Annotated in this window: 19 protein-coding genes; 7 read left to right on the top strand and 12 right to left on the bottom strand. The window is 48.7% G+C overall.

Going from position 1 to position 20,897, the window contains the following annotated elements; all coding sequences use genetic code 11:
• The first annotated feature begins 3 nt into the window (after window positions 1-3).
• Window positions 4-1,233 (top strand): multifunctional CCA addition/repair protein, encoded by a 1,230-nt coding sequence (locus KJA68_RS07370; RefSeq protein ID WP_213036345.1) that lies wholly within the window; start codon window positions 4-6, stop codon window positions 1,231-1,233.
• A gap of 430 nt (window positions 1,234-1,663) precedes the next feature.
• On the opposite strand, the gene KJA68_RS07365 is transcribed toward KJA68_RS07370, so the two are convergent.
• A complete protein-coding gene (locus KJA68_RS07365; protein WP_213036296.1) occupies window positions 1,664-1,813 on the bottom strand; it encodes a hypothetical protein in 150 nt (49 codons plus the stop codon).
• A gap of 1,185 nt (window positions 1,814-2,998) precedes the next feature.
• Here KJA68_RS07365 and KJA68_RS07360 point away from each other — a divergent pair.
• The 3 genes from KJA68_RS07360 to KJA68_RS07350 all read left to right on the top strand — a co-directional run bounded on the left by KJA68_RS07360 (window position 2,999) and on the right by KJA68_RS07350 (window position 6,712).
• Window positions 2,999-3,463 (top strand): (2Fe-2S)-binding protein, encoded by a 465-nt coding sequence (locus KJA68_RS07360; protein ID WP_213036295.1) that lies wholly within the window; start codon window positions 2,999-3,001, stop codon window positions 3,461-3,463.
• A 21-nt stretch (window positions 3,464-3,484) separates the two neighbouring features.
• A complete protein-coding gene (locus KJA68_RS07355; RefSeq protein ID WP_213036294.1) occupies window positions 3,485-5,938 on the top strand; it encodes a xanthine dehydrogenase family protein molybdopterin-binding subunit in 2,454 nt (817 codons plus the stop codon).
• Between the two features lie 195 nt (window positions 5,939-6,133).
• Window positions 6,134-6,712, top strand: coding sequence for a nucleotidyltransferase family protein (locus KJA68_RS07350; RefSeq protein ID WP_213036293.1), 579 nt, complete (start codon window positions 6,134-6,136; stop codon window positions 6,710-6,712).
• 243 nt (window positions 6,713-6,955) lie between these two features.
• Here the strand turns inward: KJA68_RS07350 and KJA68_RS07345 are convergent, their stop codons facing one another.
• From KJA68_RS07345 to KJA68_RS11125, 5 genes are all read right to left on the bottom strand, one after another.
• Window positions 6,956-8,071 (bottom strand): DGQHR domain-containing protein, encoded by a 1,116-nt coding sequence (locus tag KJA68_RS07345; protein WP_213036292.1) that lies wholly within the window; start codon window positions 8,069-8,071, stop codon window positions 6,956-6,958.
• A gap of 5 nt (window positions 8,072-8,076) precedes the next feature.
• Complete coding sequence (locus tag KJA68_RS07340; RefSeq protein ID WP_213036291.1) at window positions 8,077-8,622, bottom strand: DUF4145 domain-containing protein; 546 nt, start codon at window positions 8,620-8,622, stop codon at window positions 8,077-8,079.
• Window positions 8,623-8,980: 358 nt separating this feature from the next.
• Window positions 8,981-9,958 (bottom strand): XdhC family protein, encoded by a 978-nt coding sequence (locus KJA68_RS07335; RefSeq protein ID WP_246487101.1) that lies wholly within the window; start codon window positions 9,956-9,958, stop codon window positions 8,981-8,983.
• A 200-nt stretch (window positions 9,959-10,158) separates the two neighbouring features.
• Window positions 10,159-10,233 carry a DUF1993 family protein gene (locus KJA68_RS11130; protein WP_420887637.1) on the bottom strand — a complete coding sequence of 25 codons (75 nt, stop codon included), beginning with the start codon at window positions 10,231-10,233 and terminating at the stop codon, window positions 10,159-10,161.
• Between the two features lie 159 nt (window positions 10,234-10,392).
• The gene (locus tag KJA68_RS11125; RefSeq protein WP_420887634.1) at window positions 10,393-10,515 is read right to left on the bottom strand and encodes a hypothetical protein; all 123 of its coding nucleotides are present in this window, start codon (window positions 10,513-10,515) and stop codon (window positions 10,393-10,395) included.
• A gap of 559 nt (window positions 10,516-11,074) precedes the next feature.
• Here KJA68_RS11125 and KJA68_RS07320 point away from each other — a divergent pair.
• Window positions 11,075-11,260, top strand: coding sequence for a hypothetical protein (locus KJA68_RS07320; RefSeq protein WP_213036289.1), 186 nt, complete (start codon window positions 11,075-11,077; stop codon window positions 11,258-11,260).
• Window positions 11,261-11,427: 167 nt separating this feature from the next.
• Here KJA68_RS07320 and mgtA read toward each other — a convergent pair whose 3' ends face one another.
• The 4 genes from mgtA to KJA68_RS07300 form a co-directional block, all read right to left on the bottom strand.
• Complete coding sequence (gene mgtA, locus KJA68_RS07315) at window positions 11,428-14,046, bottom strand: magnesium-translocating P-type ATPase (protein WP_213036288.1); 2,619 nt, start codon at window positions 14,044-14,046, stop codon at window positions 11,428-11,430.
• A 213-nt stretch (window positions 14,047-14,259) separates the two neighbouring features.
• Complete coding sequence (locus KJA68_RS07310) at window positions 14,260-14,664, bottom strand: diacylglycerol kinase (protein WP_246487100.1); 405 nt, start codon at window positions 14,662-14,664, stop codon at window positions 14,260-14,262.
• Window positions 14,643-15,356: a phosphatase PAP2 family protein gene (locus KJA68_RS07305; RefSeq protein WP_213036287.1), complete on the bottom strand. Its 714-nt coding sequence runs from the start codon at window positions 15,354-15,356 to the stop codon at window positions 14,643-14,645. Before KJA68_RS07305 ends, KJA68_RS07310 begins: the two co-directional genes overlap by 22 nt.
• Entirely contained in the window at window positions 15,346-16,998 is a 1,653-nt protein-coding gene (locus tag KJA68_RS07300; RefSeq protein ID WP_213036286.1) for a phosphoethanolamine transferase, read from the bottom strand. Before KJA68_RS07300 ends, KJA68_RS07305 begins: the two co-directional genes overlap by 11 nt.
• 18 nt (window positions 16,999-17,016) lie before the next feature.
• Here KJA68_RS07300 and KJA68_RS07295 point away from each other — a divergent pair, with 18 nt between their 5' ends.
• Entirely contained in the window at window positions 17,017-17,280 is a 264-nt protein-coding gene (locus KJA68_RS07295; RefSeq protein ID WP_213036285.1) for a hypothetical protein, read from the top strand.
• Window positions 17,281-17,951: 671 nt separating this feature from the next.
• On the opposite strand, the gene KJA68_RS07290 is transcribed toward KJA68_RS07295, so the two are convergent.
• The gene (locus tag KJA68_RS07290) at window positions 17,952-19,565 is read right to left on the bottom strand and encodes an OprO/OprP family phosphate-selective porin (protein WP_213036284.1); all 1,614 of its coding nucleotides are present in this window, start codon (window positions 19,563-19,565) and stop codon (window positions 17,952-17,954) included.
• A 452-nt stretch (window positions 19,566-20,017) separates the two neighbouring features.
• On the opposite strand from KJA68_RS07290, the gene KJA68_RS07285 reads away from it, so the two are divergent.
• Entirely contained in the window at window positions 20,018-20,248 is a 231-nt protein-coding gene (locus KJA68_RS07285; protein ID WP_213036283.1) for a hypothetical protein, read from the top strand.
• 55 nt (window positions 20,249-20,303) lie between these two features.
• Here KJA68_RS07285 and KJA68_RS07280 read toward each other — a convergent pair whose 3' ends face one another.
• On the bottom strand, window positions 20,304-20,471 hold the full coding sequence (locus KJA68_RS07280) for a hypothetical protein (RefSeq protein WP_213036282.1): 168 nt from the start codon (window positions 20,469-20,471) through the stop codon (window positions 20,304-20,306).
• Between the last annotated feature and the right edge of the window lie 426 nt (window positions 20,472-20,897).

Here is a 20,897-nt window from a genome sequence, read left to right as displayed (position 1 = left end):
GGCCTGAAAGTGTACAGCGTAGGCGGCGCAGTGCGTGACGAACTGCTCGGCTTACCGGTGCGGGATCATGACTGGGTGGTAATAGGCAGCACGCCGGAAGACATGCTGGCACGGGGTTTTCTAACCATTGGCAAAGATTTTCCGGTATTCCTGCACCCGGGAAGGCACGAAGAATATGCGCTGGCGCGTACTGAGCGCAAAACTGCGCCGGGCTACCGGGGATTCGCCATCCATGCCGCGCCGGACGTGACACTGGAGCAGGACCTGCTGCGCCGTGACTTTACCATTAACGCCATAGCCCGCGGCCCGGACGGCAGGCTGATTGACCCGTACCATGGCATAGCCGACTTGCGCGCAGGAATCCTGCGCCATGTCAGCCCCGCGTTCAGCGAAGACCCGGTGCGCATTCTCCGCGCGGCCCGGTTTGTGGCTCGTTTCGGTTTCAGAATCGCACCTGAAACCATGGAACTGATGCGCGAAATGGTTGCAAACGGCGAAGCGGATACCCTGGTACCGGAACGCGTATGGCAAGAAATCGCGCGCGCCCTGATGGAAGCCACCCCATCCCGCTTCTTTATCACCTTGCGCGAATGCAACGCACTGATCAAAATTCTGCCGGAAATTCACGCCCTGTTCGGCGTGCCGCAGCCCCCCAGATATCACCCGGAAATCGATTGCGGCATACACACCATGCTGGTGCTGGATGATGCCGCACAACACGGCTACCCGCTTGAAGTCCGTTTTGCCGCACTCACCCACGATCTTGGCAAGGGCAACACACCGGAAGACATCCTGCCCCGCCATATTGGACATGAAGCACACGGCGTGGAATTGCTGCACGCGCTTTGCGTCCGTCTGCGTGTACCCAACGAATGCCGCGACCTCGGGCTGCTGGTCGCACGCCATCACGGCAATGTACATCGTGCCCGCGAACTGCGTCCGGAAACCATCGTCGACCTGTTACACAACTGCGATGCATGGCGCAGGCCAGCGCGGTTCGAGAACCTGTTGCAGGCATGCGCCTCCGATGCCCGGGGGCGCACCGGGCATGAACAGGACGACTATCCGCAGGCCGGATACCTGCTGCGCATGCTTCAGGCAGCGCAGACCGTGAATGCTGGCGACATCGCACAACAGTGCAAAAACGGGCAGGCCATTGCAGAGAAAATACGGGAGGCCAGGATCATCGCCGTGGAACAGGCAACCAGGGAGATCGCCCAACCCCCTGGATAGCTGTGCTGGATTTTTTAGCCGGGTCGTGTTTCTTTATTATTTGTTGGCGAAATTCTGCAGGATAGGCCGGATTGTTTTACCCGGGCATGATCAAACTCCTGTAAATGAAACAGACAGTATCCACTAAATGGTGGGCAACCCAAGACGAAATGGCCGCTCACGAACTATAGATTAATAAAAGACACAGGCACGCTCACTTTTACAAGTGCATTGTCAGATTAGATTGAGATCTGCTTCAACTCACACCATTTTCAAGGAATGTAAATTTGTGAATTTAATAATTTCTGGATGGTGCCAAGAATTCTTAATATATTTCTGTCTGCGGCATCAAGTCCCCTTCGACCTACCGGCCTATCAATGGCTTAAACATGTCATCCAAGCCATTCTTTTGTTGAACCGATTTTGATTTCGTATCAATTCAAAGTTTCCATTATACTGATTCAGTCCCAATCGTAGTCACCCCTCCCATGGCCTCTATGGTGATGATGGTGGCCGCCCCTGTCATAACCTCTGCCATCATAGTAACCCCTATAGCCTCCCCAACCACCTCTGTAGTCGTAGTAGCCAGGAACATAAACATTGTTATACCAATTATCCTGAACAAAATAGACTGGTTGGCCACATGCACCATATCTATGGCAATGTCTACCCCAGTTACTCCGGTGGGTTGGAGGTACACGCAGATAAATCGGTTGCGGTACCATCCCCATTGGCACTGATTGAATAATAACTGGTGCAGGGTAGATTACCGCTGGTCGTGGAAAATTGCCAATATCAATTTGCCCATAAAAACCGGGCTGGCCGATATTCACTGACATTCCAACATGATCAGCAAATACCGGGACAGCAATAGTGACCAGTACAGTTGCTAATAAAAAACGCTTCATGGCGAGACCCCTTTGTTTGCTATCCGTGTTGATATAACGTATCAGCGCATTGGATAGATGACAATGATTATCAATTTCCTGCTAGATATTCAAAGTCAACCAGGAATAATTAGGGTCTGAGAATAGTGAAGTCCAATGTATTCTTAGAGTGCCCATTACAACCCACAGCGGCTGTGTTGGTTCGTCGCAACACCGCCAATTTTAAAGTTCAACGGTTATCCGTTGGCCTTTTTTCATATGCATTTCCGCGTGTTCGTGGAACTTTCCTGCTAATTCTTGCGAACTTCTTGTCAGGCTATTCAGTCAAGATTTGGGCGCTATTTTCTTCCTGTGCATTATCTCTGCGTCCCTACCTAAGCATTTATAGCTGAAATTTGTGAGACAGATATTTTATATCCCATAATTTCAATAAATTATAAGAAGGTCCGGGTGAACAACTTGATGAAAAAGCTGGCAGGCAAAGGGGCTAGGTAATTTATTGCGCCACACATGATTAATACTTTGCTCACTAATTTCTAAAATTATATCCAAGCACAGCCCCTGTCTGATCCCATGGGTTCCGCGTAGCACCATGCATTATCGAGAAATGCCACAAATCAATAAGGCACCATTGCGGAATAATATACATACATATATATTATAGTATTTGTGTATAATTTGGACGATGTTCAAGGGAATATCAGGGTTAATTCGTAAGCCATTTTAGGGTCGCCATGTCCTGATTTATCCAATTTGAACGTACAGATAGAAATGATTGACCAAACGATATTAATTTCTATTGTCATTTGATAGCATATATCATATCCGCATTGAAGTAGCGCATTCAAATGCCAGCGTATGCTTCATTCAACCTGCCAATTCTTTAGGAGAAATCACCGATGGCTTCATATACATTTAAAGTCAATAACGTTTCCAAGACGGTTACAGTCCCCGATGGAAATATGCCTTTGTTGTGGGTTCTGCGAGATATTCTTGGCCTGACGGGAACAAAATATGGCTGCGGTATAGAGAAATGCTTTGCATGCACCATTCTGATCAATGGTCAGCCTGAACATGCCTGCGTTTACAACGTTTCTTCTGCGGCAGGTAAAAATATTCTTACCATTGAAGCCCTGGAAATGGGGCTGAATGACCCCGATCTGGAGAAAGTCAAGAAAGTCTGGATTGAGCATCAGGTTCCGCAATGTGGATATTGCCAGTGCGGCATGATCATGGCTGTGACAGGAGCGATAAAAGCGGGCCATCACGGTAAGGAAATTCTTCCCGAGATTCAAAATATTTGCGTATGCGGCACGTATCAACGTATTCGTGAAGCCATCACCGACTCTACAGCCGAGCTTTAAACCCATTCACTGGAGCGCATAATGAATAACGAAACGCAAATATCGGCTGTTGAGGATAACAACTCACTTCAGCCATCACGCAGAAAATTCATAGTCAGCATGGCAGGTGGGCTGGGAGGGCTGTTTATCGGTTTTTTACTTCCAACCAACGGATTCAGGTCGGGGCTGCCAGAAGCAGAGGCTGCAACACTGGATGAACCACCAGCAGGGTCGAATAATCTAAATGCCTGGATCAAAGTCGGCCCCACTGGCTCGATTGAACTGCTGTTTGGCAGTTGCGAAATGGGACAAGGCACAATGACCGGATTAGCGCAGCTACTGGCCGAAGAATTCAAGGTTGGCTGGGATCAGATTAATATCCGGCGTCCGGATACCAGCGAGCTGCCCACAACTTCAACTTTGGCATCTTTCAATTACATCTTACCTATATCCAAGACGCCGGCTTCCACTAGTTTCTGGTATGGAACTGGAGGCAGCAGCGGGATCTCCAGGCGCTGGTACCCTCTCAGAATAGCAGCTGCCCAGGCACGTGAAGTGCTGGTAAAGCAGGCAATGAATCTGCAGGGTGACGACGTGCGAAGCCATTACAGTGTCGCGAACGGCGTGGTTAGTTACCTGGATGGAGGGGTAACCAACCAGTGGACTTATGGGCAGTTAGCACAGACCTCTCTTCCTGTTGTTGATTTTTCAAAAATCGACCCTGCTACCTATCTTACGCCAACCGATTCGTTCCATGTTATCGGGCAACCTCTTCCAAGACCAGATATTCCCCTGAAAGTGAACGGAAGCGCCAAATTTGGGATTGATATTGTACTTCCCGGCATGGTTTTTGCTGCAATCAAACATGGTCCCATTGGTGGCACGCTGGGCACTACCCCTGTAAAACCTTCAGGCGCCCTTGCCCTTGTGCCATGCAAGGCATTGGCTAATCGTGGGGCGATTGTAAAAGACACTATCAATGCAGTGGCTATCGTTGCAGGGGATACCTGGACTGCCATGAAACTGGCAAAAGGGCTGAGTGTCAGCTGGAAACTGCCCGCATCCACGATGCTAGCAACGGTTGATAGCGCGAGCATCCTTTCAAATGCGACAACATTAATGGATACTGCTACCCCCAATGGTGCGACACCACTTTGGCTCGCTGAATCAGGCGATGCCAGCGGCAATGTTGCGGGCCCGATCAGCAACTCGAATACCGCTAATATCAGTGTTATCACGAGTACTGAAACTTCAGTCAATGAAGCTATCAATGCTTCCGCAAAGTCTATACAGGCTACCTTCAGTCTGCCCTACCTGGCGCATGCCACCATGGAAGTGATGAACTGCACGGCTAGCATTATTTTTACCGGATCAACGCCCACAAAATGTGAAATCTGGGCGCCAACCCAAAATCCGGGTTCGGTTCAGACTACGGCCTTTAATTATTTCACTGCCCTGGGATTTCCTCTGACAAAAGACCAGATTGTCGTGCACACAACGTTCCTTGGGGGAGGACTTGGAAGAAAGATTGAGCAAGATTATATTTATCAGGCACTGCAGGTTGCATTTGCAGTGAAAAAACCCGTCAAATTAACCTGGTCACGGGAAGAAGACTCTGCTCATGATTTATATCGCCCGATGGCATTAATCAATGTCAAGGCGGGGCTGACGGATAGCAACCAAATTTCCGGCTGCGCTTACCGGGTGGTTACTCCCTCGATTAGTTGGCAAAGAAGCGGTATTAGAACCAGCCTGGATATGCAGGCAGTTGAAGGTGCCATAGAGCCGCTTTACCAAATGGGCGCCTACTATACGGAGTGGGTGCCGAATAACGATTCAGCACAAATCCCCATCGGTTTCTGGCGTTCAGTGGGAGCCTCTCTGAATGTGTTTGCCTATGAAAGCATGATAGACATGCTTGCTCAAACAGCAGGAATTGATCCGCTGACTTTCCGTTTAAACATTGTCACGGATGACCGGGCAAGGAAGATTCTGGAAACGGTTGACACACATGGCTGGTGGGATGGTTTCAATCCTTCCCATGCCTGGGGGATGGCGATTGCCAAATCATTTGGCACAATTGTAGCGGAGGTATTCGAGGTATCGCTGAATTCCACGGGATCATTAAAAATACATCGCGTTTTATGCGTAGTGGATTGCGGAATTGCGGTCAATCCAGATTCGGTTGAAATGCAAATGCAGGGAGGGATCATTCATGGTATGAATGCTGCATTGTATGGTCAAACCACCTTCACGAAGGGAGTAGCCAAACAACTTAATTTTGGTAGTACTTCTGCCAGCTTGCGTATGTTAAAACTGAATCAGACTCCGGACATCAGGGTTGAAATCATGAAAAATGATTACGCACCTTCAGGCACCGGTGAACCTGGAGTACCGCCCGTTGCACCTGCAATTGCCAATGCCTATGCCAGAGTTTTGGCAACGGCCACCACTCCAGCCGGCAAACGGGTTACTTCGCTACCCATAACGCCATAGCCTGGTCAGAAAACCCGGGATTCAAGCCAATTCTGGAAGTGAGGAATGGCTTGAATGGCCAAAGGCTAATAAATCTGTCGCTATAGGATTCAGGTTGCCTGTTGTGCTTTACGCCAAAATTCAAACCGGTTTTAAAGAATACATAAATCTGGCATGGTCAATCGTTACAGGAGATCATAGGACAGGTGGTTCAAAGTGATCGGTATTCTGCTAGCGGCAGGATTTTCTCGAAGATTTGGTAAAACCAATAAGCTTCTTCATCTTCTGCCCAACGGTGCTTCAATCGGTGCTACGTCAGCAATAAACCTGATTGACGTTCTCCCGGTTTCTATCGCGGTGGTTCAGCCTGACAGCCAGAAACTGGCTAAGCAATTGGAACTTGCTGGACTCCAGGTAGTGACGTGCATGAATGAACAAGGCATGGCATATAGCTTGGCCGCTGCAACGAAATACGCTGCAAAGCTTCCTGAATCCAGCGGTGGTTTTATAATTGCTTTGGCTGACATGCCATTTATCCGGCCGGATTCTATTGAAATGGTGGCCAAAAAGCTTAGTCAAGAGAATCATTCCATCGTGTTGCCAACCTATCAAGGCTCCCGGGGGCACCCTGTAGGCTTCGCGGCAAAGTTTCGAAGTGAACTTGAAAAACTACAGGGGGATGAAGGTGCACGATCGGTAATCAAAAGCCACCAGGATGAGGTACATACTTTCGAATGTGAAGATCCCGGAATATTGATGGACATTGATACCCAAGCGGATCTGGCAGGAATTTAAGGGGCAGAATCCCCAAGGATACTTTCATCCCAGGTACTATTACATGTAGTAGTCCAGACTTCAACTGCCAGACATTGTCCGTTGTTCGGCCATAGCGGCCAATTCATTTTTTTGCATTTCGTTCGCTTTTGTATCTACTGCAGAAGTTCGAATCTCTTCGGGCGCGCCCGAAGAGATGAATCTGGGCACTGAAAAACAAAACTATCAATCCATTGATTAATTTCGTTTGTTAATTAAAACCTGCTAGTCAATCGACATAATGCTTGCAAAAAGCTCTTTGGTAGACATTCGTTCTTCATCATGAAGTTTACTCGAAACCTGCTTGCTTATTTCTAAAGCCCCGCCTCTTCCACTGTAGCCCTTAAAATCACCGCTCTTAGACCAATCCCATTCCTTACCTGAAGATAAAATCTTTAACATAGACTCTTCATCAAATTTTCCTTGAATTAATGCCCTATCAATCACATGAGCACCAATGAAACAAACGGCCCAAAATCCTGCACCACGAAGCGTTATGTATTCTTTTGGATTAGACCATGATTTTGGCTGCCATGATTTAAATGCAGCAAAATAGTTTCGAATAACACGGTACTTTGCCTCCGCATCCTCCAAGCGAGGAAGCTGCGTAGACCTTGATAGCATATATTCGATACCTGTTTTTACAGATCTTAAAGGCAAATCTACGGCGCTCCCCTTTTTTCCTCCTTTGAAGACTCTGTTGTGAAAGACACTCTTATCATCATCTCCAAGTTTCTGAGCAATATATAGCTCCGGATCTCTTCTTTTTAGATACTCTTCTGGAGTTAATCGCACCTCGATACCATCAAGGTGACTAGTATTCATGGGTTTCTGATTTTTGTTGATGTCTTTAAATAATTGAATTTCATCTTCACGCGAAAGCTCATATGCAAGGCAAAACGATGCTATTTTTTCAATTTTTGAATAGCCCTTTTCTCTTCCATTGGCAAAATGCAATCTGTGATTACCATCAATCCTTGAAATCGCAATTTCAGGTGAAGTAAATATCTCCCTCACATCCAATTCTAGAATTCCAATTTCTGGATTTTCATCTGAAATTGGTGTGAACGTAATGACATTCCGTTTCCGAGCGCATAAGAATACCTCAGGCCAAAATCCAAGCTCTTTGGATTTGACATACTCATACGCATCTTTAGCATGAGAAACACTTAAATCTCTCTGTGTACCTAATGGATTTGAATTTTGGTCGTATATGTCAGCTTTTGAAATGTCAGCTAGATCGCATAACTTAGCGAAGCCTCTATAAGCATTAACCCCTAATACACGGCCCCGAATAACGGGAACGCTGAGCTTTATTAATTGTTGAGTTTCTTTTTCCATGAGCCTCAGTCAAAAACGATAGGTTTATTGTTTCGCAATGACAATTTGTCAGCCACACTTTCTATACTGGCAACTATCACACAAATTGTTAGTAATACAGATTGTAGCGATTCTACATTGGACAAATCCTCGTTCAGAAAATACTTATTTGTAGTAAGTTTGAAGGACTTTCGGCCAGCTACTCTCGAACGTAGTTCTTTGACATTTTCCCGCAATGGCGAGTCCGAAACACCAAAAACAATCCAATGGGCAGCAATATTCCGGATTTCCCTCAGCTTATTTAATAAGTCATACAGTTCATTATCAATAATGCCAACTCTTTTTGCTAGTTTGATTCGTGAACTGAACGTTCCCAAAGGGCGATCTCCATCGAGTAACTCATCCTCTTCTTTGAGTTTTGCTGACTTGGGCCATAAGTATTGCTCAAGAATACTCCTTAGTAGATAATCTATTTGAGATGAAGCCAAAATAATCAATGCTCTCGGCTGAGTCTCTACAAGTAGCTCATCTGCAAACTCATCAAAAGATAATTTCTTGGTTTCTTTTGCCATCTTAATGTTCTCTACAAATATTATTTCCCCGTTCAGGTAACACGGGGGGCTATAAAAACATCTCAATGAAATATATCACCAGATCATACAATTAACCATATGTCAAAATATATAGGCCACTTCAAATAAAGAACGGCTCGCGTGTGTATGCGTGGTAAACCAAGAGGTTGGTAGCGCCTATCGAATTAGCTTTTAAGTGACATTCGGCGACCAAGTTGTGCCCGTTATTACACTTACATGGTGTGACCGAAGAGATTCGAACTTCCGCAGTAGATACAAAAGCGGACGAAATGCAAAAAAGTGAATTGACCGCTATGGCCGAACATCAGACAGAATCTGTCAGATGAGGTCTGGATTACTACATATTACAATTAGCAGACAGACTCACAGTCTTTCTTTGCTCTGAACGGACTTGTATAAGTTCAGCCAGGATCGCTATTGCAATTTCGGGTGGAGTACGACTGGAGATATTCAATCCAACCGGACCATGCAACCTGCCAATTTCTTCTTCTGTAAGATCAAATAATGCAAGTCGCTGACGGCGTTTATCGTTATTTGATTTCGAACCAATGGCACCAACATAAAATGCTGATGATTTTAATGCCTCTAGTAGTGCCATATCGTCCAACTTAAGGTCGTGCGTGAGCGCAATGACCGCAGTGCGGCTATTAACCGGAAGCGCCAATACCGCATCATCCGGCATTTCCTTGCTCAGCATCGTGTCCGCGACATCCCATGTTTCCCTCATTTCCTCGCGCGGATCACAAACGATTACATTATAGTCCAGTGCTTGTGCCATTCTTGCCAGATAGCTGGAAACCTGGCCTGCACCAATGATGAGCATTTGCCAACGAGGACCAAAGACTGTTGCAAGTATCCCATTGTTATAGGTAACCGTATCCTCGGGGAGCCCTTCATTTAGCGTAACCTGTAACGTTTTTAAATCCAGATCCCTTCGCACCAGTTGATGCCGGGATATGCGCTCCAGGACTTTCCGAACCCAATCTGCCTGCCCAGCGGGCTCAACAACCAGACGCATTACCCCGCCGCATGGCAGCCTAAAGCGCAAAGTCTCTTCCTGGGTTAAGCCATAGGTCAGGATCTCTGCATGATCGGTTGGTAATTCGAAGCGTTGTGCACGCTTGATCAGATCATCTTCAATGCAGCCGCCAGATACAGAACCTACAGCAAGACCATCCAATCTCAAGGCGAGCATGGCACCAAGGGGGCGCGGACTGGAGCCAAAAGTTTCGACGACTGTGAACAACCATACAGGAGTATCGGTGGACTGCCAGTCATTAAGAGTTTTTAATACCGAAAGATTTACGCTATCCAATTTGCTACCCTCCAACATTTGTATAGTAAAAAGCTAAAAAACGCTATCCGTTGCTCAAAAATTTTCCAAAAACCATGCATCCGCTCTAAAACGATAACGCAACCTGCGCAATTCTTACGTCAAAAAGCGCCTTGATTGGAGGACAATTACCGTTAAATTGCCATATGTAAACCAGCGTCAACTGCTCAGAGCACTCTATTTTAGAAGATACCCATAAAATCCCCCTTACCCACATTCAGGCCATTGTGCCGCAGAATCGCGTAGGCTGAAGTCACATGGAAAAAAATTGCGGTAAGCCATAGCTGGTCAAATACGCATGTCCAAACATTTTTTAGGCGTGCCCGGACGCAATACGGTTTCTCGTGTCTCGCTGCCTTAAAATTGCGTGGGTGTCAGGCTTTCGATAAATAACAGCGTCTTTCCAATTCGTTCCTTCAGTTCGGTGAAATTTCCTTCATGGTCGCCAAACACCGGTACTTCCACACCCGCCAATCGCGGACAGAGGCACTCTTGGCAAAATCGGTGGCAATTTGCACCTGGCGAATTACGGGAAACATGTCCGGATATAACCTGGCCTCCAGGAGTACGGCTGAATCAATTTTTTCTCCGCAGCATGGTCTTCCGTCTTGATTAAAATATTGCGTGGCTGTTTAATAACTGTTTGAAAATATGGACAGATGTAAGGTACATATAGGTGATCATAAAATTTTCCGGTTCAATAATTTCATTATGATTATTTCGTTACATTCATACAGAGGATTTTTCTCACTGGAACTTTTGCCGTCCAAGCTTATTCCGCCCTTTCAAATCACAGCAAATTGAAACTGGATAGTTGGAACAATCCCATTCATCCAGTCGAGAAACCTACAACCTTTCTTGCTGCTCTATTACCCGCACCTTTGGCTAACCGCTACAGTGATGACAAATTCCAGAGAGTGAATCACACCCGGATTTGCAGAGGCTGTCTTGTAGCAACATTTCCTCCCTGATTTTCCAGTCTTTCATCGCCTCACATGGCAGACGACTTTCTTTCGAAGCCACAAGAACAGTGCGGTGAGAGTACCGCTGTAAACAATCAGCACCAAACCGTGCTTGCCAGCGTCATCGGGGGTGTAGATGAACAGAAAGTCGCCACCAACGGACACCCCCAATGGTCATCCCAGCTGCCTGTCAACGGGTGATCCAGTCATTCAGGTGAGGGCCAGCAATCAGGGAGATCGCCCAACCCCCTGGATAGCTGTGCCGGGTTTTTTACCCGGGTTGCGTCTTTCCACCTTCCGCTGGCGAAATTCTGCAGGATAGGCCGGATTGGTTTATCCGGGCATGATCAAACTCCTGTAAATGGAGCAATCAGTATCCACCAAATGGCACGCAACTCCACTCCGGTTTACATACCGGACATATTTTTCTCCCCTTCTCATGAATATCCCGCTTTTCTATTCAGCTCCAGCATGCTCAACTTCATTCTTCTATTTATTGTCAATCCCTGCATACGAGTAGAATTTTCTCTTCGCTGCTTCGACCACAAAAACATAAGCCAGGGTCAGGCCGATCATGCTCAGCAGCAACGGAGTAGGTAATGGAACGAAACCAAAAATCGGGCTGAATGGGAGATATGGCAAGATCAGGGCAATAATCACTATTATCACAGTACTGATTAACAACAGATTTCCCGGCCGGCTACGATAAAACGGACGCCGGGTACGGACAACCAGTGCAATCACCAGTTCCGTCAGCAGGGATTCGATGAACCAGCCCGTGCGGAATTCTTCCGGTGCGGCCTGGAACACCCACAGTAGCACACCAAACGTCAGGATATCGAATACCGAGCTCAGCAACCCGAACCACACCATGTAATTGCGGATAAAGACCGTGTCCCACCGGCGCGGAACCGATACCCATTCCTGGTCTACCCGGTCACCGGCAATCGCAGTGGCCGGAATATCGGACAGGAAATTGTTGAGCAGGATTTGCGAAGCAAGCAACGGCAAAAATGGCAGAAAAACCGACGCCACGGCCATACTGAACATGTTGCCGAAATTAGCACTGATCGTGGTGAGAATGTACTTTAGGGTGTTGGCGAATGTCCTGCGACCTTCGTCGATTCCCAGGCGCAAAATATCCAGATCCTTGTGTAGCAATACGAAATCCGCCGCATCCTTGGCCACATCCACCGCCGTATCCACCGAGATCCCTACATCCGCTGCATGCAGGGCTAGCGCGTCGTTGATGCCATCCCCCATATAACCGACCACATGACCCGTTTTCTGCAGTGCGAGGATAATGCGCTCCTTCTGGTTCGGGTCGACCTCCGCAAACACTGTGGTACGCCCAGCCACATGCATGAGAGCCTCGTCCCCCATGTCATTCAACTCCCTGCCGGTCAGGATCTGCGCAACCGGAAGACGGACTGCTTCAGCGACATGCCGCGCCACCTTGCGGTTATCGCCTGTGATGATCTTGACCTGCACTCCACGCTGAACCAGATCGGCAAGGGTCTGGTGTACATCCGCTTTGGGCGGATCCAGAAAGAGCAGAAAACCGGCAAAATTCAGCCCTTGTTCATCTGCGCGCGTATACGGTTCGCTGCGAAATTCAATCGCCCGCGATGCTACCCCGAGCACACGATAACCCTGGCTGCTCCATTTTTCCAGGCGTGCTTCTATGCCAGCGAGCATGGCAGCGTCAAGCGGCGCGGCATCGTCCCCTGCACTGACGCATAGCGCCAGTATCTTGTCGAGTGCGCCTTTGGTGATCAACGTACGCGCCCCGGAGGCATCCGCTGCCACTACAGACAGGCACTTGCGGACAAAGTCGTAGGGAATCTCGTCCACTTTGTGCAAGGATGAAAGATCAATCCCGGTTTTTCTTATCGCGTCCAGCAACGCTTCATCCAGCGGATTAACCAGTCCCGACTGGAATTTTGCATTGATACCGGCCAGCCGCAGCACTTCCGTACACGCTTGCCCAGCAGGATCGACCGCACCATTGAGTTCGACCACACCTGCTGTCAACGTGCCAGTCTTGTCCGTGCATAACACATCCATACTGCCGAGGTTTTCGATGGAATTCAACCGGCGCACGATGACCCCGTGCCTGGCCATGCGCTTGGCGCCATGCGAAAGCGTGATACTAACGATTGCCGGCAATAGCTCCGGGGCGAGACCCACGGCCAGCGCAAGGGCAAACAGCAGTGAGTCAATGGGTGGCTTGGCCATGAAAATGTTGATAGCGAGAACTGCCACTACCATCACCAGCATGATGCGCGTAAGCAGGTAACCAAAGCGCTGTATACCGCGCTCGAATTCGGTCATCTGGGGGCGCAGTGCAAGTTTGGCCGCGATCTGTCCGAAAACGGTCGCCTTACCAGTCTGGACGATCAGGACGCGAGCCGTACCGCTGCTCACGCTGGTGCCCATGAATACACAGTTGTTGCGTTCGGCCAGCGCCGCATCCGCAGGGACGGCTCCTGGCCTTTTTTCGACCGGAAAAGTTTCGCCCGTAAGTACTGCCTGATTGACAAAAAAATCCTTCGACTCCAGCACGACTCCATCCGCCGGGATCAGACTGCCAGCTGAAAGCTGCACTATGTCGCCCTGTACCACCCGGCTGGATGGCAGGGTATGAAGTTGCCCGTCTCGCAGGATTTTCGAATGAATGGTAATTTTTGATCGCAGTTTTTCGATTGCATTGCCGGCAATGTATTCCTGCGCAAAACCCAGAACGGTGCTACCAAAGACGATCGCGAGAATTACGCCAGCATCCATCCAGTCTGCAGCGACCATCGAGATGATCGAGGCGACGATCAGTATCAGTACCAGCGGGCTTTTGAACTGGTTCAGGAACAGCCCCAGCGCGTTTCCTCTGTTCAGCGTCCCCAGGGCATTTCGCCCGAATCGCTTCAGCCGGGCACCGGCCTGACGCGGAGACAATCCGTTGATTACATCGGATTCCAGCTCTGCAACCAGATTTTCGGTCGGCAGGCACCAGTAACCGTCCGGTGCAGCCTGTGTATCCGGGATTGGGCCAGATTTGGGCCGCAACAAGCTGGAAAAGAGAAGCACACGTTCCCCCGAAAAAGCAATCACGAGATGACTTCAAGATGACAGAAAGTCAGCGATTGCACAACCTTTCAAGCAATGAATGCGGCCATTCCATTTTCCCAATGACCGGCCTGCCTGCTATTACTGGTTACCGGGAAACCTGCCTCCCCCGGCGATTTCACGAAACCGCCCTTTGCCGCTAAGATACTGGTGTTTCTGTCCCCCTGACGGAAAAACGTACGAGGGTACTGCAACCATCTATTGCATTCGCACGATCCATTCTTTAAAAAATGGAATCACTACAATCAAAGACCAGACTACCATTCCATTCAGCAATGCGAACAATACCGCCGCGCTTCCCATATCCTTCACCATTTTTGAAAGCGGATGCTTATGTGTGGATATCCGGTCTATGGTTTTTTCGAGACCGGCATTTAACAGCTCGGTAATCAAAACCAGCAGCACGCTGCCCATCAGCAGCGCTTTTTCAATATTCATCACGGGCAGAAACATCGCGAAGATCAGTAATGGAAGGGCCAGGATACTCTCGATACGAAACGCTTCTTCCATCTTCCATGCAGCTTTAATGCCGTCAACCGAATAAAGAAAAGTATTCACAATCCTTCGTTTCAGGAAACGGATCATGTCCCACTCTTTAAACAAGGCCGCTTTCCAGCGATGCGAATTCTAACCATGTATACCAGGCTAATTGAAAGAAACCATGCCAGTATAACAGTCCAGATTGTATGCGATAAGAAATGGGCTCCCTGGACCATGCGCCCGACCCCCATCAAACCGCCCAGTACCACTGCCATTGCTAACGCTGTTTTAGCCAGCATCGGCCGCGTATGCCAGAATGCCATCGCCCACGATATCCACATAAAACCGCCTGAGGCATGACCCGCCGGGAAGCATTGTCCGCCGGGGTAGTCTTCGCTCACAAAAGCCAGCAGAGATGTATACGGTATGCTGCCGCCAAAAATATCCAATGACCAGGGACAGTGCCTGCTTGTAACGTGTTTGATGACTGTAATGGTTAACGGAATCAGAATGATGCCCATGATCGCCACCAGGCAAGATTGCCGCAAGGGCTGGCTTTGTGTTTTCCGGTAGCAATATACCGCCCAACCAATCCCAGTCAATCCTGCCGCATACATCAGGTTTTTTAAGCCGTGATGCAGATATTTCGTGAAAAAAATCTCCTCCCGGTAAGGGAAGATTTTTTCCGCTTCGTCAAAAGCCAGCCGGGCAATCTGAATGTCCAGCGTGGTCCATTCAAATACGCATATTGTCAGCACTGCAGCAAAAAATACGCACCCTGCCTGAATGGAAAGATTGATCTCCCTATCCCGCATGGCATTCCGCCAGCAAATCGTATGATCTTACATAGGTCCGGGAAGTGACATCAAACAGCCCAAGCAGGGAATGATACAGATTGTCGTGATGGGCGGGTTTTTTTGCCTTATTGGACAAACAGGCATGATTTACAGGGAAATGATCTGAATGCCAGAAAAACATCGGGGCCCTGGTCTGAAACAATGGAGCAATTACATAAGGGATGCCATGCAGGTAAAGATTGTTTTCACCTAACGATTCCCCGTGATCCGAAAGATAGATAAAAAACGTATCCCTGTCCTTCACTCCCTCCAGTTCATGGATCATTCTGGACAATACATGGTCGGTATATCCGATCGAATTGTCATAGGCATTCACAATTTCACTGTTCTTGCAGTTCCCCAGATCTGAGGACCGGCAGGCAGGTTTGAATTTCTCAAACTCTTTTGGATATCTTTCATAATATGCCGGTCCGTGGCTACCCAACTGGTGCAGGACTATAAGCTGATCTTTCTCACCCTTGCCAAAGGTTTTCATAAGCCCCTGAACGAGCACTTCATCCAGGCAATTCGCAGTATCCTTGCAAAACGACTGATCGCCCAGTGCCTTGGCTTCAATTGTTTTCAAATCCGCGCACACACCCTTGCACCCTGACTGGTTGTCAATCCAGGTTACATCCACATTCAGCCTGTGCAGCAAATGAAGAACGGACTCTGTAGACCGGATTTTATCTTCATCATATTGATTCCTGCCGTATGGCGAGAACATGCAGGGCACCGATGTTTCTGTATTGGTCCCGCAGGTGGTTACATAGGGAAAATTGATCACCGGCAACCCGGATAATTCCGGTGTGGTTTGCCGGGCGTAGCCGGATAAACCCCAGTTCGCAGCCCTCACGGTTTCGCCAACCACCACGACAACGGTTTTAGGTTTGCGGCCTGACGCAGGTTTTCTGCTGGCCCCAGGATCGATTTCCTTTCTTTCCATGATTTGGTTTTTCGTATTCCCGGCCAGCGCGGTAACTGACGATACCAGAACACTGATCGGAAGAATCTGATAGCGTATATCCTTGTGATTTCTCATGGTGGATGAGAAATTCTTGAACTGGCTGAATATCAACATCACCGCTAGCGCCAGACAAATTAATGCAATGCCCGCTTTAAAATAGAATTCCTTCCGTAAGCTGGTTTCCTGGATTTCAAAGAATAGAAGCCCAATGATCGGCAACAGACCCAGTTTTAAAGCATGCCAGCCTGCAGATACGGTCAGCAGCTCATTGGCCTCCGGTACGTTGGTTGCAAAAACATTTTGCATCATGCTTGCATCAAACTGAACCCCATAATGCCGGGAAAAATAGCTGGCGAACACGGTGCAACCGACCAGAAACACAGCGACATATCGGGATGATTTCCCCCACATCAGCAATGTGATGGTTGCGATCTGAAGGAATACCACAATCCCGCAAACCGTCCAGAAAAACAGCCCCATGTTGCCTGCCTGGCTTTTTAGCAGGCGGCTCCATAACTCATCGTTGCAAAAAAATGTAAAATACAAACTCAGGACCACGGCCAGCAATTCCGGCCTTACCTTGATTTTGGGAAGATTTGCTGATTTAGATACCCATTGTCGAATAGACATCACGCTGGAAATGACTGGATTCATCTGGAAATTCACCGGGAAATGAAAGGTTGCAAGAACGGCAAGGCAAGAGCAGCGAAGCAAGCATACGATGGCAAGCTATCCCTGCTTTTTGAACGTTCAGCCTGCTGCACCCTGAAAAGAAAAGGAAGATTCATGAAAAAACCTGCCACGACCATAGCCGGGGGCGGATCACTGATTTTTTTCAATATGCCCGGGTGGTGCGGCAAAGCGATCGGTTCAAATACCAATGGAACGAATATTGTGTGCAACATGGCTTGCCCTGCTTTAAAGTCATATCGCTAAGTAAAGCAAGAACCATGCCAAGATCTATACTGGCAAAAAATTTACTGATAATTACTTAATAATCAGCATGTTGAATATTGTTTAAATAATTTTCCATGGTGGAAACATCCCCACTGGATTTTCTGTAATTCATTTTTTGCAGGAGCATGCAGAATTGGTTGCATGGTTGATTGGAAAATCAAACGCAATACTCATCAATTCCGGCTGAATGATCAGAATACAGCCCCCTGTGCTATCCATCTGAATTCAATGAGGACTAGAAGAGAAAGCAGACCAGGCGATTGTTGGCGGAAGCAGGAACATCGGTGCAAAGATTTTCCCGTTTTTTTGTTAGATGACTGCTGTCCGATACCCCGATACCGCGAGTGTGAGCGATACCAGACCTCAATCCATGCAAAGACCACATGGCTCGCTTCCGGTTTTGGGCTTGGCAATGATTGATCACTGACCCGGAATAAACCCAAGTCAAAGAATGTCTGATTGAACTGAGTGGGGTTGAGCCGAGTGCCTGGCAGATTTTGTTTATCGGTGCAGGGGCGGCAACCCGCAACCGCCCCTCTCTGTGTAACACACACTAACCACTGATAACAGGTGAGTACGGTGGAATAATTTCCCTGCTGAATGCAGCAAACCTGGCCTGCATACCATGCATAGGGTTACATTTTGCCGCATCACCATTCCACCTGCGCGCGCGCCGTGAAGATGCCGGGATGCTGGCCTGCAGTGGCCAGGGCTGGCATTACTTTGGTAAAACCGTTATCGCTATGCTGGTTGGTAAACACATGGGCATAATCCGCCATCAGCCGGAAATAGGGATTGAGATACCAGTTCAACGCCAGCGTCCCGGTCTGCATGAAACCACCGGATACGTGCGCAGTATTCATGTCCAGGGAATCAAAGCGTATGGCCAATTCCCAGGCTCCCGGACCGCCATTTTTCAGATCAAAATTCCGGCCTGGGTTCAGGCGGCCAAATGCCCCTCTTTTCTTGTCATAACTACGCGATTCGCCTGTCAGGAAATAGCTGGCATAGGCATAGTAGCCGTCCAGATGATCCCTGGAATCATAATTCTGCCCGCCGAGCCCGGTACGCATGTATTCAGCCTGTAGCGAAAATGGCCCGTATACCCCCGCCACTTCGACCCCCAGACGGGAGAAACTCTCCAGAACCCTGCGATTGCCCGCCATGCTGGCCGGATCGGTGAGGCCACCTGTATTTGCCCAGTTGGTGCGGTCCACATTCCCTGCCCAGTTGGCAAATGACATGGCCGCAACTCCATTGCTGGTATTGTTCACATTGCGGTAAGAACCCGATGCCCCTATGTGCAGCAATCCGGTATTGCCCTCGTAAAGCGGCAGAAAGGTGGCACGCCCGGTAAAACCATAGCTTGAATTTCCACTCTGGCCATTACGGTTGGCATTGCCGTTGCTGGTCAAAGATGTATTGTTGGCAAAATTTCCGTTGCCAATGGGTTCTGCCTGAAAGGCGCCGCGAACGGTATAATTCTCTCCGGAAGTTTGCGCACTGATCCCCATTAAAAACGGATTGGCAAACTCCACAAAGGCATTATTGGGAGCAGAGCGCTCGATAAAAGTCAGGTATTTATAATTGGTCAGGGATTCCAGGCTGAACGGTTCCCGGAACTGCCCAAACGTAATGCTGGCGGGCTGCCAGCCGGAATATTCGACCCATGCGTCCGTGATTCCTGCTGCGCCGGTGCCGCTGCCACGCACAAAATCATATTCGAACCGGTAATTGAAATCCCTGCTCAGCTTCCCCTGCGTGTGAACCCGCGTCCGGCGTGCGCCCATGCCGTCATTCAGTTGCGCGCTTTGCGGAATGCCCTCACCATTGTCATTCAGCTGCGCATCCAGCTGCACATCACCGCCAATGTTCATTTTAAAATCGCCATTGCTGGATTCTATTTCCAGCCCCTGCTCTCCCAGCCTAGTCTGAACCGATTTTCCCGCCTCTACCGGACGCGCTTTCTGCGCCGCCTCAGCCGCTTGCAATGCCGGTGAATCAGACCTGCCCCCTGCTACCGGATGGGGCTGATGTTTCGATGCAGCCATTGCCTGATCAGGAGCCTCCTCAATCTTCTCGAAAGCCCCGATGAACTGCCGGCCGGGGCCGGGTTTTGCATAAATCTGGGCGGTTTTATTATCCATATACAGATTCAGGGCAAAAATTTTGCCAGGCACACCGGCGTATAAAACCACGGGAACAGCCAGTGCAAGCTTGGCGAATCGCATATATCTATTTTTTGCAGCTATTCCCTCATCCATTTTTTCTCCCCGGGTAAATGAATATCACTGAGCACCAAAACAAAACACAATCAACGCAAACTATCCACTTGTTTTTCCCAAGACTATTAATTTATGGATGCGAATATAAATTGTTACCGTTATAAAACACAAACGATTTAAATTGGACATTACTATCGAAATATCCGATAGTAATTTCAGGATGATCCAATGCGTCACCCGCTTGCACACGATCTGTTGACACAACCGAAGAGGCGGAGAAATTCGCTCCCCGATGACTATAGCGCTTCCGTGAACGCATTCCTTGCGGCGTAACGCAGGACGCACAAAACCGCATTGGGGAAAAGCATGACCATCATTGCGGAGGGCATAAAAACCAAAGGCAGCTCTCTGACAGGAATACACTGTCCACGTTGCTGAGCCGGTTTCACGGCATCCTTAATGTTAGAAGCTGTAGGTAGCGTGCGACCCTGATGATGTGTTGCCTTGACGCGAAGCTGTTGAGCGGCGGCGTGCTTTACAGAAAAGCCAGAAACCCGGCCAATACGGGCTTCTCAGGCAAAAAATCCCGACTGATCCAGGGTAAAATTCAGGCTGTTAATGGTGGATGGTTGGCTATGTACCGACTGGCCTGCCGGGCTTATGGGCGCTGGCGCGGGTTGCTATGGGTTGGTGCAAGCTCTCCGGAACTTCCGGGCAGTTGAAATGGCGTAAACAACGAGCTCCCGAAAAATTCCGTCCGTTCCCTCGCCGAAAAAATCAGTTGCTCCGCAGTCCAGCCGCCACATCCCGAAATGAGGCCAATGCCGCTTCGAGATGCTCAATGATTTCCTGTTGCAACACCTCGGGCGGCGGCAGATCGTCGAGGTTATCCAGGCTTTCGTCCTTCAGCCAGAAAATGTCGAGGCTGGCCTTGTCCCGCGCCATCAGCTCCTCGTAGCTGAAGAACCTGAAGCGGTCGGTGGCAACGCGCTCGTAGCGATTTTCCGGGTTGTAGCAGCTAATGAAGTCCTGCAGGTCGTCCAGCTTCAGTGTCCGGGTCTTCAGCGTGAAATGCCTGTTGGTACGCAGGTCATAAAACCAGATGCCCTTCGTGTGTACACGGCCATCCCCTCACGCTCCCACCATCAGTGGGCAGCATTCTTCACTCCCCCAGATGTTGGGCAACATGCCCGGCAGCGGCCCTTGTTTGGCATTCATGACAATAACGTCAATAACGCTTATCCTTTGATTTAAAATTAGTTTTAACTATTAATAGTTTAACAGAGAGCTCCCCCAACAACCAGCGCGAACAAAAACCATTGCATGAGCAACAATATGACAAAAGCCTTTTTGATGCATTATGATAGGCTA

Source organism: Candidatus Nitrotoga fabula (assembly GCF_905221025.1).
Taxonomy (GTDB): Bacteria; Pseudomonadota; Gammaproteobacteria; order Burkholderiales; family Gallionellaceae; genus Nitrotoga; species Nitrotoga fabula.
The sequence above is the reverse complement of the archived record's forward strand: the minus strand, read 5'-3'. Positions and strand labels throughout refer to the sequence as shown.

What these genes read in the sequence shown, in the direction of transcription:
- KJA68_RS07290 (WP_213036284.1), bottom strand. Translation starts at nt 19,565, where the DNA reads ATGGATGAGGGAATAGCTGCAAAAAATAGATATATGCGATTCGCCAAG.
- KJA68_RS07360 (WP_213036295.1), top strand. Translation starts at nt 2,999, where the DNA reads ATGGCTTCATATACATTTAAAGTCAATAACGTTTCCAAGACGGTTACA.
- KJA68_RS07300 (WP_213036286.1), bottom strand. Translation starts at nt 16,998, where the DNA reads ATGAATCCAGTCATTTCCAGCGTGATGTCTATTCGACAATGGGTATCT.
- KJA68_RS07345 (WP_213036292.1), bottom strand. Translation starts at nt 8,071, where the DNA reads ATGGAAAAAGAAACTCAACAATTAATAAAGCTCAGCGTTCCCGTTATT.
- KJA68_RS07365 (WP_213036296.1), bottom strand. Translation starts at nt 1,813, where the DNA reads ATGTTTATGTTCCTGGCTACTACGACTACAGAGGTGGTTGGGGAGGCT.
- KJA68_RS07305 (WP_213036287.1), bottom strand. Translation starts at nt 15,356, where the DNA reads ATGCGGGATAGGGAGATCAATCTTTCCATTCAGGCAGGGTGCGTATTT.
- KJA68_RS11125 (WP_420887634.1), bottom strand. Translation starts at nt 10,515, where the DNA reads ATGTTTCCCGTAATTCGCCAGGTGCAAATTGCCACCGATTTTGCCAAG.
- KJA68_RS07280 (WP_213036282.1), bottom strand. Translation starts at nt 20,471, where the DNA reads ATGGCGCGGGACAAGGCCAGCCTCGACATTTTCTGGCTGAAGGACGAA.
- KJA68_RS07285 (WP_213036283.1), top strand. Translation starts at nt 20,018, where the DNA reads ATGATGTGTTGCCTTGACGCGAAGCTGTTGAGCGGCGGCGTGCTTTAC.
- KJA68_RS07340 (WP_213036291.1), bottom strand. Translation starts at nt 8,622, where the DNA reads ATGGCAAAAGAAACCAAGAAATTATCTTTTGATGAGTTTGCAGATGAG.
- KJA68_RS07355 (WP_213036294.1), top strand. Translation starts at nt 3,485, where the DNA reads ATGAATAACGAAACGCAAATATCGGCTGTTGAGGATAACAACTCACTT.
- KJA68_RS07295 (WP_213036285.1), top strand. Translation starts at nt 17,017, where the DNA reads ATGAAAGGTTGCAAGAACGGCAAGGCAAGAGCAGCGAAGCAAGCATAC.
- KJA68_RS07320 (WP_213036289.1), top strand. Translation starts at nt 11,075, where the DNA reads ATGAACAGAAAGTCGCCACCAACGGACACCCCCAATGGTCATCCCAGC.